We start from the raw sequence: 12,900 nt of genomic DNA, 5'->3' as shown, positions 1-12,900 counted from the left end.
AGGTCGCCGTGGGGACCGGCGGCGACCGCGAGCAGAGCAGCAGAAGGCAGGCGTCAGACGCATTGACAGGAACCGAGCCGGAAGCCGTCCAGTCTCGGATGGCTGTCCCGGACACCGCCCTGCTCGCGCTGCTCGGCTCTCGTGACGAGAGCCTGCGCACCGCCGAAGAGCTGCTCGACGCAGACGTGCACGTTCGCGGCAACGAGCTGACCCTCTCCGGGGACCCGGCCGATGTGGCCTTCGCCGAGCGCGTCTTCACTGAGTTGATCACGCTGGCCGAACGCGGTCAGCAGGTCGGCAAGGACACGGTGCGGCGCACCGTGGAGATGCTCACCGGCGACGACCCGGCCGCGGCGGCGCTGCGCGGGGAGTCGCCCGCCGAGGTGCTGAGCCTGGACATCCTGTCCCGGCGGGGCAAGACGATCCGGCCCAAGACGCTCAACCAGAAGCGCTACGTCGACTCGATCGACGCCAACACGATCGTCTTCGGCATCGGGCCCGCCGGTACCGGCAAGACCTATCTCGCGATGGCCAAGGCGGTACAGGCGCTGCAGGCCAAGATGGTCAACCGGATCATCCTGACCCGGCCGGCGGTGGAGGCGGGGGAGCGGCTCGGGTACCTGCCCGGCACGCTCTACGAGAAGATCGACCCGTACCTGCGCCCGTTGTACGACGCGCTGCACGACATGATCGACCCGGAGTCCATCCCGAAGCTGATGGCGGCCGGGACGATCGAGGTCGCGCCGCTGGCCTACATGCGCGGGCGCACGCTCAACGACGCGTTCATCATCCTCGACGAGGCGCAGAACACCACGCCCGAGCAGATGAAGATGTTCCTCACCCGGCTCGGCTTCGGCTCGAAGATCGTGGTGACCGGTGACATCACGCAGATCGACCTGCCGGGTGGGGTGCGGTCCGGGCTGAACGTGGTGCGCGACATCCTCGACGGCGTCGACGACGTGCACTTCGCCCAGCTGACCAGCACCGACGTGGTCCGGCACCGGCTGGTGAGCGACATCGTCGACGCCTACGCGCGCTGGGACGCCAGCAACGAGCGGCGGGGTCTCGCGTCCGCCCCGCGCACCGGCCCGGAGCAGGCCCGGCGCTCGCGCCGCCGCTGATCCGCCCGCGTGCCCGCGGGTTGGCCGTGAGCCGGCCGGGGAACTCCCCGGCCGGTGCCCGGAACGGGCGCGGCGCGGGCGTCCCACCAGCACCGACTACGCTCGTCACGGTCACCGCGGCGGCCCGGCACCCGGGTCAGGCAGCAGTTCAGGGGTTCTCAGCGTGAGCATCGAGGTCTGCAACGAGTCCGGCATCGCCCTGGACGAGTCGCTGATCGTGTCCGTGGCGCGGTACGCGCTGGATGCGATGGGGGTGAGCCCGGCCGTGGAGCTGGCGATCACCGCGGTCACCACGGAGGTGATGACCGAACTGCACGAGCGGTGGATGGACGAGCCGGGGCCGACCGACGTGATGTCGTTCCCGATGGACGAGCTGGCCGACGACACCCGGCGCCCGGACGCGCCGGACATCGGCCCGGCGCTGCTCGGCGACATCGTGCTGTGCCCGGCGTTCGCCAGGGACCAGGCCCGCAAGGCCGGCCACGGGCTCGCCGACGAACTGCACCTGCTCACCGTGCACGGCGTGCTGCACCTGCTCGGCTACGACCACGCCGAGCCCGAGCAGGAACGCGAGATGTTCGGCCTGCAGAACAAGCTGCTCACCGACTGGCGCACCAGCCGCGCCCAGACCGCAGCGCGCGAGGCCCAGCGGCGCCACGACTCCCGGGTGCTCGGCACCGTCGGCCTCGAGGACGACTGAGCACCACATGAGCACCACCGTCACGCTGATCGTGATCGCCGTGCTGCTCATCCCGCTCGCCGGGGTGTTCGCGGCCGCCGACGCCGCGCTCAACTCCGTCTCCCGGGCCCGTGTCGAGGCGCTGGTACGGGCCGGGCGGCCGGGGGCGCGGGCGCTGGCCGCGGTGGCCGCCGACCGGCCCCGGCACGTCAACCTGCTGCTGCTGCTGCGGTTGATGGCCGAGACCGCGGCGACCGTCCTGCTCGCGTTCGCGCTGGCCCGCATCGTCGACCCGCCCTGGCTGGGAATCCTGCTCGCCGCGGTGATCATGGTCGTGGTCAGCTACGTGCTGATCGGCGTCGGGCCGCGCACCATGGGCCGCCAGCATCCCTACCGGGTCGGGATGCTCGTCGCCGCCCCGGTCCGGGCGCTGGCCACCCTGCTCTCGCCGCTGACCACGCTGCTGATCCTGGTCGGCAACGCGATCACCCCCGGCCCCGGTTTCCGCGAGGGGCCGTTCTCCTCCGAGGTCGAGCTGCGCGAACTGGTGGACATGGCCAGCACCCGCGGCGTCGTCGACGAGGATGAGCGGCAGATGATCCACTCGGTCTTCGAGCTGGGCGACACCCTGGTCCGCGAGGTCATGGTGCCCCGCCCCGACGTGGTGTGGGCGGACCGCGACACCCCGGTGGAGAAGGTGCTGCGGCTGGCGTTGAAGAGCGGCTATTCCCGGCTGCCGGTGCTCGGTGAGGGCATCGACGACATCGTCGGCGTCGCCTACCTCAAGGACCTCGTCGGTGCCCAGCACGGCGACCGGGAGGGTGCGACGCTCACCGAGGTGATGCGTCCCGCGGTGTTCGTCCCGGACAGCAAGCGGATCGACGAACTGCTCAAGGAGATGCAGCGGACCCGCAACCACATGGCGATCGTCGTCGACGAGTACGGCGGCACCGCCGGCGTCGTCACGATCGAGGACATCCTCGAGGAGATCGTCGGCGAGATCACCGACGAGTACGACTCCGAGGAGGTGCCGGCGGTCCAGGAGCTCGACGGACGTAGGCTGCGGGTCGCCGCGCGGCTGCCGGTGGAGGACTTCGGTGAGCTGTTCGGCGCCGGAACCGGGACCGACGCCGAGCTGGAGGCCGAGCTCGCCGAGGCGCTCGCCGCGGCCGACGTCGACACCGTCGGTGGGCTGCTGGCCCAGCGGCTGGGCCGGGTGCCGCTGCCCGGCGCCGAGGTCGAGATCGCCGGGCTGCACCTGCTCGCCGAGGGCGGCAAGGACGCCCGGGGACGGATCCGCATCACGTCGGTGCTGGTCAGTCGGGTGCGCGACGGCGAAGCCGGCACCGAGGCAGCCGGCGGCTCCGGTCCGGACAGCGGCACCAGGGACGACACCGAGCCCGCGGCACCGACCGCGGAGACGACAGAGGGGGACGGGGCGAGCGCCGCCGAGGACGCCACCCGTCGGGAAGGAACAGATGTCCGGCACGCCCAGTGGTGACCTCGACCCCGAGGACGCGAAGATCGTGACGCTGGCCCGCTCGTCGCGGGCCCGGACCGGGGCCGCCGAGGGCGCCGCCGTCCGTGACACCGACGGTCGGACCTACGCCGCCGCCACCGTCGCCCTGCCCTCGCTGCAGCTCACCGCGCTGCAGGCCGCGGTGGCCGCCGCGGTGTCCAGCGGTGCGTCCGGCCTGGAGGCCGTGGCCGTCGTGACCGATGACGGCGCCGTCGACGTCGCGTCGCTGGCCGCCGTCCGCGACCTCGCCCCCGGCGCCACCGTCCTGCTCGCCGACGCGCGCGGCACCGTTCTGCAGGCCTATCGCGCCGGAGCCTCGGCATGACCCCGCCTGCCGCCGCGCTGCCGCCCACCCCGCGGTTCGACGTCGTCGTGGTCGGCGGCGGCATCGTCGGGCTCGCCACCGCGCACGCCGTGGCCCGCACCGGGCGGTCGGTGGCCGTGGTCGAGCGGGAGCAGCGCCTCGCCGCCCACCAGACCGGCAACAACTCCAACGTCATCCACTCCGGGCTGTACTACGCCCCGGGTGGGCTCAAGGCGCGGCTCGCGGTGGCCGGTTGCGCGGAGACCGTCGCGTTCTGCCGCGAGCACGACCTGCCGCACGAGGTGACCGGCAAGCTCGTCGTGGCCACCGAGCCCGAGGAACTGCCCCGGATGGCCGAGCTGGCCCGCCGCGGCAAGGCCAACGGAGTCGAGGCCCACCAGCTCGACCAGGCCGGGATGCGCGAGCACGAGCCGCACGTTCGCGGCATCGCCGCGCTGTACGTGCCGTCCACCGGCATCTGCGACTACCGGCTGATCGCCGAGAAGATCGGCGAGCTGGTGGCCAAGGAGGGCGGCGAGATCCACACCGGGCGCGCGGTGCTACGCCTGGTCCGCCGGATCGACGACGTCGTGGTGCGCACCGACGGCGGGGACCTGCTGGCCTCTCGGGTGGTGGTCTGCGCCGGGCTGCGCTGCGACGAGCTCGCGAAGGCCTCCGGCGCCGACCCCGGCATCCGGATCGTTCCCTTCCGCGGGGAGTACTCCGGGCTCAAGGCACCCGCCGACCAGCTGGTGAGGGGCCTGATCTACCCGGTGCCCGACCCGGCGTTCCCGTTCCTCGGGGTGCACGCCACCCGCGGCGTCGACGGGCACGTGCACGCCGGCCCGAACGCGGTGCTCGCCCTGGCCCGCGAGGGCTACTCGTGGGGCACGGTCAAGCCCAAGGAGCTGGCGGCGTCGCTGGCCCACCCGGGCATGCTGCGGCTCGCACGCAAGCATTGGCGCTACGGGCTGGGCGAGGTGCACCGCTCGCTGTCCCGGGAGGCGATGGCCAAGCAGATCCAGCGGATGCTGCCCGACGTGCGTGCCGAGGATCTGGAACCCGCCGGTGCCGGGGTGCGCGCGCAGGCCGTGCGCCCTGACGGCTCGCTGGTCGACGACTTCCTGTTCGTCGACCAGCCCGGGGTCAACGGAGGCGGCGGCCCGGGTTCGGTGCTGCACGTGCTCAACGCGCCGTCGCCGGCCGCCACCGCCGCCCTGCCGATCGGCCGGGAGATCCTCGAGCGCCTGACCGGCGAGCGACTCGCGCCTGCGGCGCCCGTGCGCGGAAACAGTCGCCCTGGCAGCTATTTCCGCGCACGAGCCGAGCGGAGCGAGGCGCGATGAACGGCTTCGCGCAGGTCCCCGAGGGCTTCCGGTCGGGCTTCGCCTGCTTCGTCGGGCGGCCCAACGCGGGCAAGTCCACGCTGACCAACGCGCTGATCGGGTCCAAGATCGCGATCACGTCGAGCCGTCCGCAGACCACCCGGCACGCGATCCGGGGCATCCTGCACCGCCCGGACGCGCAGCTCGTCGTCGTCGACACGCCGGGCCTGCACAAGCCGCGCACGCTGCTCGGCAGCCGGCTCAACGACCTGGTCCGCGAGACCTGGGCCGAGGTCGACGTGATCGGGTTCTGCGTGCCGGCGGACGTGCCGGTGGGTCGCGGTGACGAGTTCATCGCGGGCGAGCTGCGGTCCGTCGCCGGCCGCACGCCGGTGATCGGGATCGTCACCAAGACCGACCTGGCCCCGCCCGAGCAGGTCGCGCAGCGGCTCACCGAGCTGAGCGGGCTGATGGACTTCGCCGAGATCGTGCCGGTCTCGGCCGTCGACGGGTTCCAGGTCGGGCTGCTGTCCGACCTGCTGGTCGCCCGGCTCCCGGAGGGCCCGCCGCTCTATCCGGACGGCGAGCTGACCGACGAGCCGGAGGAGACGCTGGTCGCCGAGTTGGTCCGCGAGGCGGCGCTCGAGGGGGTGCGCGACGAGCTGCCGCACTCCATCGCCGTCGTGGTACAGGAGATGCTCCCGCGCGAGGGCCGCGACGACATGCTCGACGTGCACGCCACCGTCTACGTGGAGCGGCAGAGCCAGAAGGGCATCGTGATCGGCAAGGGCGGCGAGCGGCTGCGCGCCGTCGGCACCGCCGCGCGCCGCCAGATCGAGGCGTTGCTGGGGACGAAGGTCTACCTGGACCTGCACGTCACCGTGGCCAAGGACTGGCAGCGCGACCCGCGCCAGCTGCGCAAGCTGGGCTTCTGAGGCGCAGCCGGCTACCGGACGGGGAAGTTCGACAGGTCCGGCACCGAGTTCACGGCCGTGGTCAGGGCCACGACGATGAACACGACGTAGACGATGATCAGCACGGTGAAGATCGCGCCGATGATGATGCCGGCCAGCGCCAGTCCGTCGCCGCCCTCGCCGGTCCGCTTGATCTGACTGCGCCCGATCAGGCCGAACACCACGCCGAGCGGGGCGAACACGAACGCGAAGACCAGCGCCAGGATCGCCATCGTGTTCGTCTGCGGGACGGCCGGGTAGGTCGGCGGGTAGTAGCCGCTCGGCTGCCCGTAGCCGGGCGGCGGGGCGTAGCCGGGCGGCGGGGCGTAGCCGTAACCCGGCTGCTGCCCGTAGCCGGGCTGGCCGTAGGCCTGCTGGGGATACGCCGGCTGCTGGCCGGCGTCGAAGCCGGGGTAGGCGGCCGGGCCGCCGTTCGGTTGGCCGTAGCCCGGCTGGGCGGCGTCCGGGCCCGGGTGGCCCCAGTACGGCGCACCCTGCTGCGGCTCGGACGGCTCCGGCGCCGGCGCGGGCTGCTGCCCCCACCCCTGGGGCTGAGACTCGTGGGGGGCCGAGGCCGAAGCGGTGGCGTCCGACGCAGGCCGGGGGGACGACGGGTCGGCGGGCTGGCGCACGACCGCCGTCGGGTCGTCGTCCGGGCCGTGCTCGGACGGCCTGTCCTGGCTCATGGTGCGGATCCCCCTCGGGTCGTGGACCGGGTGATCGTAGGGCCGTGCGACCCCCGGCGGAATGACTCAGGACGTCGCGTACCCGTCCGAGGCGAGACGTACCCTGTTCGGCGTGGCTCTGTACCGCGACACCGGCATGGTGCTGCGCGTGCAGAAGCTGGGCGAAGCCGACCGCATCGTCACGCTGCTGACCCGCCGGCACGGCAAGATCCGCGCCGTGGCCAAGGGCGTGCGCCGCACCCGTTCCCGGTGGGGTGCCCGGCTGGAGCCGTTCAACCACGTCGACGTGCAGTGCTACACCGGCCGCACCCTCGACGTGATCACCCAGGCGCAGACCGTCGACGCGTTCGGCGCCGGCGTGATCGGCGACTACCCGCGCTACACCGCCGGATGCGCGGTGCTCGAGACCGCCGACCGGCTGGTGTCCGAGGAGGGCGAGCCCGCGCTGCGGGTGTATCTGCTCCTGGTCGGCGCGATCCGGGCGCTGGCCGGGCGCGAGCGCGACCCGTCGCTGGTGCTCGACGCGTTCCTGCTGCGGGCGATGAGCTACGCCGGGTGGGCGCCCGCGATCACCGAGTGCGCGCGCTGTGCCGAGCCCGGCCCGCACCGCGCGTTCAGCGTCGCGGGTGGGGGAGCGGTGTGCCCGCGCTGCCGCCCGCCCGGCTCGGTCACCCCGTCGGCCGAGACGTTCACGCTGCTCGACGCGCTGCTGCACGGCGACTGGGACGTCGCCGACGCGGCGGGCGCGGCGACCCGGCGCGACACCAGCGGCCTCGTCGCCGCGCACCTGCAGTGGCACCTGGAACGGCAACTGCGCTCACTCCCGCTGGTGGAACGCCGTCCACCCCCCGTCCCGGCCGACCGCGCCCCCTGACGTCCCCGCCGGGGCCGGGGGTGTCGCCGCCGGGCTCGCGATCGACCGTAGGGTGGGATGCGATGTCTCGCTTCCAGCCCCCTGCGCCGCACCCGTCGGGCGCCCGGCCCCCGGCCATCCCGCCCGAGCTGGTGCCGAACCACGTCGCCCTGGTGATGGACGGCAACGGGCGCTGGGCCAACGCCCGCGGCCTGCCCCGGATCGAGGGCCACCGCCGCGGTGAGGCGTCGCTGATGGACGTCGCACGCGGCTGCATCGACATCGGTGTCACGTGGCTCTCGGCGTACGCGTTCTCCACCGAGAACTGGAAGCGCAGCCCGGACGAGGTCCGCTTCCTCATGGGCTTCAACCGCGACGTCATCCGCCGCCGGGTCGACGAGATGCACGCGATGGGTGTGCGGGTGCGCTGGGCCGGGCGCCGGCCGCGACTGTGGCGCAGCGTGATCCGCGAGCTGGAGATCGCCGAGGAGAAGACGAAGCACAACGACGTGCTCAACCTGACCATGTGCGTGAACTACGGCGGCCGGGCCGAGATCGCCGACGCGGCCCGGGAGATCGGCCGGCTCGTCGCCGCCGGCAAGGTCAAGCCGGACAAGATCGACGAGAAGTTGATCGCGAAGTACCTCGACGAGCCGGACATGCCCGACGTCGACCTGTTCGTGCGCTCCTCCGGTGAGCAGCGCACGTCGAACTTCATGCTCTGGCAGTCGGCCTACGCGGAGATGGTCTTCCTGGACACGCTGTTCCCCGATTTCGACCGCCGCCACATCTGGAAGGCCATCGAGATCTACGCCCGGCGGGACCGCCGGTTCGGCGGGGCGCAGGACGCTCCGGGAGCGGGGGAGGCGTCGTGAGCGTGCCTGCGGAGTCGCAGCCGGCGCCGGAGTCCGGGCCGGGCCCGATCCCGGAGATGCTCGACACCGCCCGGCGCGCGCTGGAGCGTTACGTCGAGGTGAACGTCGACGACGACGGTGCGCTGACCTTCCGGCACGGCGACGTGCTCTGCGTGGTGCAGGGCCTCGAGCTGGCCGAGGGCCTGCCGGTGCTCAACCTGACCTGCGTGGTGGCCTGGGACCTGCCGCCGGAGATGGATGTGGCGTCGCGGGTCGGTCTGCGCGCGGGCGAGGGCCTGTTCGGCACCCTCGGCGCGGTGCGGGGCACGCACGGTTGGGACATCACGCTGCGCTATGCGTTTCCCGCCGTGGGGCTCGGCGAACAGGCGATGGGCACACTGCTGATGCTCGTGGTGAGCAATGCGTCGGCGGTGCGCGCGGAACTCACCGTATGACGCTCTCTCCGGCCCGCACGCCGATTCGGCCGGTCCTCCATCGCCCGGTCGAGCATCGCCTACGTTCCCACGAACGAGGCCCCGATTCCGGCGATGGCGAACGCACTGCTGGTCACGAGCCTGAAGAACGGCACGGTCTACGTCGCGACCGACAGCGACGGCCTGGCGGGGCCCCAGTCCGGATCACACACCGGCCTGCTCGCGAACCCCGGCGCGATCCTCGCGTTCACTCCGGCAGTTGCAGCTGGTCCATGAACCGCTGGAACTCGTCGTACTGCGCGGAGTCGAGCTCCACCGCGACGGCGGCCTCGGGCCCGCGGCGGCCCGCCAGCCCGATCTGCACCCGGTAGGTCCCGCCGGGCTGCGGCCAGACCCGCATGCCGACCTGGTCGCGGTGGAAGCGGCGGCTGCCGCCGACCGCGCCGCCGAACACCTCCAGCACGTGGCCGTCCAGCACCATGATCACGCCGTCGACCCGGAACTCCACGGCTGCATCCAACCGGGTGAACCGATCTTTCGGCAAGCGGCAGGAGGGCTCAGCTCGCCGGGTCGCCGCTGAGTTGGACCAGCGGCAACCCGCTCAGTGCCGCCGGGGCCATCTCGCCCGCCGCGGCCAGCACCCTCTGCTGCGCCTCCTGCATCCGCGCATCGATCAGTCCGCTGAGTCCGTACGCGATGCGGCCGAGCTGGCGGACCGTGGTGTCGTCGACGCTCGGCTGCGGCGCGGAGACCACGGCGACGCCGGTCGGGAGGCCGGCGTTGGACTGGGCGACCCCGATGGTGAACGTCTCGCGCGGGTTCACGTGCCGCGACGCGTAGTGGTCACGCAGCTTCTTGAGCAGGTTGTGGAAGCCGACGACGTCGCCCTCGAGGTCGAGCGCGGTCAGGTCGGTCTCGGAGAGGAGGTCGGTCCGCCCGGAGAAGCAGCGGGCATAGCCGATCAGCGCGCCCGTCCACAGTGCCTCGACCAGCGCGGTGTCGGTGTCCACCCGGACCGGCCCGGCGTCGGGGGAGCCGAGCGCGGTGACCAGGTGCTCGCAGCAGCGCAGCACGTACTGCAGGTCCTCGAACACCGCCGCGAGCTGGGCCAGCTCCCGGGACTCAGGCGTGTCGAGCCTGCGGACCGCGTTGGGTGCCGGGGCGGCGGCCTCGGCCGTGCCGTTGCCCGGCACGGCGCCGTTGCCGCCGTGCCCGCCCGTTGCGCTCGTGTCACTCACGACAACCCGCCTTCCTGCGTGCGTGCGCCGGACGGTAGCGGGGTGGGGCAGCTGCGGAGATCTCGAAATGAGACGGCTCGGTGAGCGGTCTGCGGGGTTGTTCAGCCGCGCTCGGCCGCGCACTCCCGGCACAGACCGAAGATCTCGACGGTGTGGCTGAGCTCGGTGTAGCCGTGCTCGTCGGCGACCCGCTGGGCCCAGCTCTCCACCGCGGGGCCCTCGATCTCCACCGCGCGCCCGCAGCGGCGGCAGACCAGGTGGTGGTGGTGCTCGGCGGAGTCGCAGCGCCGGTAGACGGCCTCGCCGGTGCCGGTGCGCAGCACGTCGACCTCGCCGCTGTCGGCGAGGGCCTGCAGGGTGCGGTAGACGGTGGTCAGCCCGATCCCCTCACCGGACCGGCGCAGCTGTTCGTGGATCTCCTGCGCCGACCGGAAGTCGTCGAGCCGGTCGAGCAGCGCGGACACCGCGGCACGCTGGCGGGTGGCCCGCACGATGCGGTTGGCCGGTTGGGTCTCGGTCATGTCGCTGTCATCCAGGTCATCCCGTTTCTTCCGCGTGGGCCACCGCATCGACGACGATGTGAGCGAGGTGGTCGTCGACGAGTGAGTACACCACCTCACGGCCCTGCCGCTCGCCCTGGACCACCCCGGCCGACTTGAGCACCCGTAGATGCTGGCTGATCAACGGCTGGGTGACGCCGAGCGCGTCGACCAGGTCGTGCACGCAACGCGAGGACTCCAGCAGTTGCAGCACGATGGCGATGCGCACCGGCGCGGCGAGCGCCCGCAGCAGGTCGCCGGCCGCGGCGAGGGTACGCGGCGTGCGGACCGGCGCCGGGACGGCGGCGGGACGCTCCTCGGAGTGGACGTGCTCCTCGGCGTGCCCGGCGTCCGTGATCGACATCGTCGTCCTCATCCCTCGAGGGGCGGCGGCCACGCCCCTGGCGGTGGCTGCTCATCACCGGGCCGCGCCTCCATCGTAGGCGCGTCTAGATTGACTGTTCGTGCTGCTCGTCTGCCGCTTCGTCGTGGTGCCCGCGGAGGAGCCCGCGTTCACCGCCCGCGCCCGCCGCGCCCTGGAGTTGCTGACGGCGGCCCCGGGCTGCCTGGGCGGGGAGTTCGGCCGGGCCGTCGACGACCCGCAGCGCTGGGTGCTGACCGTCCGTTTCGTCTCGGTGGACGCCTACCGCCGCGCGCTGTCGCCGTTCCCGGTGCGTGAGCACGTCGTCCCGTTGCTGTCCGAGGCGCTCGCCGACGAGCCCGCCGGTTACGAGACGTTGCTGCGCGGCGAGGCCGGCGCGGTGCGCGCGCACGAGAGCATGCTCACCGGTGACCGGCCCGCGACGGCCCGACCCGTTCGCGACGGTAACCTGGATGTGGGCGGCGTGTCGCTTCCATCTCTCCGCCCTCCCGAGTAACCCGCTTCCAGGAGTACCTCCGTGGCCAGCAAGCCGAGTTCCGCCAAGATCGAGACCATCGTCGCGCTCGCCAAGCGCCGCGGCTTCGTCTTCGCCTCGGGCGAGATCTACGGCGGAACCCGGTCGGCCTGGGACTACGGGCCCCTGGGCGTCGAGCTCAAGGAGAACATCAAGCGGCAGTGGTGGCGCTCGATGGTCACCGGCCGTGAGGACGTCGTCGGTCTGGACTCGTCGGTGATCCTGCCTCGCCAGGTGTGGGTGGCCTCCGGGCACGTCAACGCGTTCCACGACCCGCTCGTCGAGTGCGTGTCCTGCCACAAGCGCTTCCGCGCCGACCAGCTCGTCGAGGAGTACAACGAGCGCACCGGCAAGGACGTCGCCGAGGACGACCTGTCCGACGTGCCCTGCCCGAACTGCGGCACCCGCGGCCAGTACACCGAACCGCGTGAGTTCAACATGATGCTCAAGACCCACCTCGGCCCGGTCGAGTCCGAGGACGGCCTGCACTACCTGCGCCCGGAGACCGCGCAGGGCATCTTCGTGAACTTCCTGAACGTGCAGACCACGTCGCGGCGCAAGCCCCCGTTCGGCATCGGCCAGATGGGCAAGAGCTTCCGCAACGAGATCACCCCGGGCAACTTCATCTTCCGCACCCGCGAGTTCGAGCAGATGGAGATGGAGTACTTCGTCGAGCCCGGCACCGACGAGGAGCTGCACCAGTACTGGATCGACGAGCGCACGAAGTGGTACGTGGACCTGGGGATCGCGCCGGAGAACCTCCGGCAGTACGAGCACCCCAAGGAGAAGCTCTCGCACTACTCGAAGCGCACCGTCGACATCGAGTACCGGTTCGGTTTCACCGGGCAGGAGTGGGGCGAGCTCGAGGGCATCGCGAACCGCACCGACTTCGACCTGACGACGCATTCGAACCACTCCGGCGTCGACCTGTCGTTCTACGACCAGGCCACCGGCACCCGGTACCGGCCGTACGTGATCGAGCCGGCCGCGGGTGTCGGCCGCTCGATGATGGCGTTCCTCATCGAGGCCTACACCGAGGACGAAGCGCCCAACGCCAAGGGCGGGGTCGACAAGCGCGTCGTGCTGCGGCTGGACCGGCGGCTCGCCCCGGTCAAGGCCGCGGTGCTGCCGCTGTCGCGCAACGCCGACCTGTCACCGAAGGCGCGTGACCTCGCCCAGCAGCTGCGCAGGAACTGGAACGTCGACTTCGACGACGCCGGCGCGATCGGCCGCCGGTACCGCCGCCAGGACGAGATCGGCACACCGTTCGCCATCACGGTCGACTTCGACACCCTCACCGACCAGGCCGTGACGATCCGCGAGCGCGACACCATGGCCCAGGAGCGCGTCGCTCTCGACCAGGTCGAGGGCTACCTGGGCGCCCGCCTCCTGGGCGCCTGACCCCGGGCCACCCCGCCCGATGCCCGCCCCCCGTTTCCCCACGAACGGCACTTTCGTTCAAACCTATTGAACGAAAGTGCCGTTCGTGACATATAGGG

17 protein-coding genes are annotated in these 12,900 nt (G+C 72.2%); 12 read left to right on the top strand and 5 right to left on the bottom strand.

Annotated elements, in window-relative coordinates:
• Positions 1–98 precede the first annotated feature (98 nt).
• The 6 genes from HF526_RS04990 to era all read left to right on the top strand — a co-directional run bounded on the left by HF526_RS04990 (position 99) and on the right by era (position 5,883).
• The gene (locus HF526_RS04990; protein WP_239028313.1) at positions 99–1,121 is read left to right on the top strand and encodes a PhoH family protein; all 1,023 of its coding nucleotides are present in this window, start codon (positions 99–101) and stop codon (positions 1,119–1,121) included.
• A 163-nt stretch (positions 1,122–1,284) separates the two neighbouring features.
• Positions 1,285–1,821 (top strand): rRNA maturation RNase YbeY, encoded by a 537-nt coding sequence (ybeY, locus tag HF526_RS04985; RefSeq protein ID WP_169380060.1) that lies wholly within the window; start codon positions 1,285–1,287, stop codon positions 1,819–1,821.
• A gap of 7 nt (positions 1,822–1,828) precedes the next feature.
• On the top strand, positions 1,829–3,301 hold the full coding sequence (locus HF526_RS04980; RefSeq protein WP_169380059.1) for a hemolysin family protein: 1,473 nt from the start codon (positions 1,829–1,831) through the stop codon (positions 3,299–3,301).
• Positions 3,279–3,644: a cytidine deaminase gene (locus HF526_RS04975; RefSeq protein ID WP_169380058.1), complete on the top strand. Its 366-nt coding sequence runs from the start codon at positions 3,279–3,281 to the stop codon at positions 3,642–3,644. The genes HF526_RS04980 and HF526_RS04975 overlap by 23 nt, the downstream gene beginning before the upstream one ends.
• The gene (gene lhgO / locus HF526_RS04970; protein WP_169380057.1) at positions 3,641–4,969 is read left to right on the top strand and encodes an L-2-hydroxyglutarate oxidase; all 1,329 of its coding nucleotides are present in this window, start codon (positions 3,641–3,643) and stop codon (positions 4,967–4,969) included. The genes HF526_RS04975 and lhgO overlap by 4 nt, the downstream gene beginning before the upstream one ends.
• Positions 4,966–5,883: a GTPase Era gene (gene era, locus HF526_RS04965; protein WP_169380056.1), complete on the top strand. Its 918-nt coding sequence runs from the start codon at positions 4,966–4,968 to the stop codon at positions 5,881–5,883. The genes lhgO and era overlap by 4 nt, the downstream gene beginning before the upstream one ends.
• A gap of 11 nt (positions 5,884–5,894) precedes the next feature.
• On the opposite strand, the gene HF526_RS36170 is transcribed toward era, so the two are convergent.
• The gene (locus HF526_RS36170) at positions 5,895–6,587 is read right to left on the bottom strand and encodes a DUF4190 domain-containing protein (protein ID WP_169380055.1); all 693 of its coding nucleotides are present in this window, start codon (positions 6,585–6,587) and stop codon (positions 5,895–5,897) included.
• Between the two features lie 112 nt (positions 6,588–6,699).
• Here HF526_RS36170 and recO point away from each other — a divergent pair, with 112 nt between their 5' ends.
• From recO to HF526_RS04940, 4 genes are all read left to right on the top strand, one after another.
• The gene (gene recO, locus HF526_RS04955; protein ID WP_169380054.1) at positions 6,700–7,461 is read left to right on the top strand and encodes a DNA repair protein RecO; all 762 of its coding nucleotides are present in this window, start codon (positions 6,700–6,702) and stop codon (positions 7,459–7,461) included.
• A gap of 62 nt (positions 7,462–7,523) precedes the next feature.
• Positions 7,524–8,315, top strand: a complete 792-nt coding sequence (locus HF526_RS04950) for an isoprenyl transferase (RefSeq protein WP_169380053.1) — start codon at positions 7,524–7,526, stop codon at positions 8,313–8,315.
• 56 nt (positions 8,316–8,371) lie between these two features.
• The gene (locus tag HF526_RS04945; protein WP_169380175.1) at positions 8,372–8,749 is read left to right on the top strand and encodes a hypothetical protein; all 378 of its coding nucleotides are present in this window, start codon (positions 8,372–8,374) and stop codon (positions 8,747–8,749) included.
• Positions 8,750–8,842: 93 nt separating this feature from the next.
• Positions 8,843–9,004: a hypothetical protein gene (locus HF526_RS04940; protein ID WP_169380052.1), complete on the top strand. Its 162-nt coding sequence runs from the start codon at positions 8,843–8,845 to the stop codon at positions 9,002–9,004.
• Here HF526_RS04940 and HF526_RS04935 read toward each other — a convergent pair.
• The 4 genes from HF526_RS04935 to HF526_RS04920 all read right to left on the bottom strand — a co-directional run bounded on the left by HF526_RS04935 (position 8,976) and on the right by HF526_RS04920 (position 10,869).
• Positions 8,976–9,236 (bottom strand): hypothetical protein, encoded by a 261-nt coding sequence (locus HF526_RS04935; RefSeq protein ID WP_169380051.1) that lies wholly within the window; start codon positions 9,234–9,236, stop codon positions 8,976–8,978. The genes HF526_RS04940 and HF526_RS04935 overlap by 29 nt on opposite strands.
• 49 nt (positions 9,237–9,285) lie before the next feature.
• Positions 9,286–9,966: a hypothetical protein gene (locus tag HF526_RS04930; RefSeq protein WP_211176782.1), complete on the bottom strand. Its 681-nt coding sequence runs from the start codon at positions 9,964–9,966 to the stop codon at positions 9,286–9,288.
• A 101-nt stretch (positions 9,967–10,067) separates the two neighbouring features.
• Positions 10,068–10,487, bottom strand: a complete 420-nt coding sequence (locus HF526_RS04925; RefSeq protein WP_169380050.1) for a Fur family transcriptional regulator — start codon at positions 10,485–10,487, stop codon at positions 10,068–10,070.
• 16 nt (positions 10,488–10,503) lie between these two features.
• Positions 10,504–10,869 carry an ArsR/SmtB family transcription factor gene (locus HF526_RS04920; protein WP_169380049.1) on the bottom strand — a complete coding sequence of 122 codons (366 nt, stop codon included), beginning with the start codon at positions 10,867–10,869 and terminating at the stop codon, positions 10,504–10,506.
• A 100-nt stretch (positions 10,870–10,969) separates the two neighbouring features.
• Between HF526_RS04920 and HF526_RS04915 the strand changes: the two genes are divergently transcribed.
• On the top strand, positions 10,970–11,383 hold the full coding sequence (locus HF526_RS04915; protein WP_169380048.1) for an antibiotic biosynthesis monooxygenase: 414 nt from the start codon (positions 10,970–10,972) through the stop codon (positions 11,381–11,383).
• Positions 11,384–11,404: 21 nt separating this feature from the next.
• Positions 11,405–12,802: a glycine--tRNA ligase gene (locus tag HF526_RS04910; RefSeq protein ID WP_169380047.1), complete on the top strand. Its 1,398-nt coding sequence runs from the start codon at positions 11,405–11,407 to the stop codon at positions 12,800–12,802.
• Positions 12,803–12,900: the final 98 nt, after the last annotated feature.

This window comes from Pseudonocardia acidicola (assembly GCF_012911935.1).
GTDB classification, from domain to species: domain Bacteria; phylum Actinomycetota; class Actinomycetes; order Mycobacteriales; family Pseudonocardiaceae; genus Pseudonocardia; species Pseudonocardia acidicola.
This window is presented reverse-complemented; position numbering and strand designations above follow the sequence as displayed.

Excerpts from the sequence above, each read along its gene's own strand:
- HF526_RS04990 (WP_239028313.1), top strand. The coding sequence starts at position 99 with ATGGCTGTCCCGGACACCGCCCTGCTCGCGCTGCTCGGCTCTCGTGAC.
- HF526_RS04980 (WP_169380059.1), top strand. The coding sequence starts at position 1,829 with ATGAGCACCACCGTCACGCTGATCGTGATCGCCGTGCTGCTCATCCCG.
- HF526_RS04975 (WP_169380058.1), top strand. The coding sequence starts at position 3,279 with ATGTCCGGCACGCCCAGTGGTGACCTCGACCCCGAGGACGCGAAGATC.
- lhgO (WP_169380057.1), top strand. The coding sequence starts at position 3,641 with ATGACCCCGCCTGCCGCCGCGCTGCCGCCCACCCCGCGGTTCGACGTC.
- era (WP_169380056.1), top strand. The coding sequence starts at position 4,966 with ATGAACGGCTTCGCGCAGGTCCCCGAGGGCTTCCGGTCGGGCTTCGCC.
- HF526_RS36170 (WP_169380055.1), bottom strand. The coding sequence starts at position 6,587 with ATGAGCCAGGACAGGCCGTCCGAGCACGGCCCGGACGACGACCCGACG.
- HF526_RS04950 (WP_169380053.1), top strand. The coding sequence starts at position 7,524 with ATGTCTCGCTTCCAGCCCCCTGCGCCGCACCCGTCGGGCGCCCGGCCC.
- HF526_RS04945 (WP_169380175.1), top strand. The coding sequence starts at position 8,372 with ATGCTCGACACCGCCCGGCGCGCGCTGGAGCGTTACGTCGAGGTGAAC.
- HF526_RS04940 (WP_169380052.1), top strand. The coding sequence starts at position 8,843 with ATGGCGAACGCACTGCTGGTCACGAGCCTGAAGAACGGCACGGTCTAC.
- HF526_RS04925 (WP_169380050.1), bottom strand. The coding sequence starts at position 10,487 with ATGACCGAGACCCAACCGGCCAACCGCATCGTGCGGGCCACCCGCCAG.
- HF526_RS04920 (WP_169380049.1), bottom strand. The coding sequence starts at position 10,869 with ATGTCGATCACGGACGCCGGGCACGCCGAGGAGCACGTCCACTCCGAG.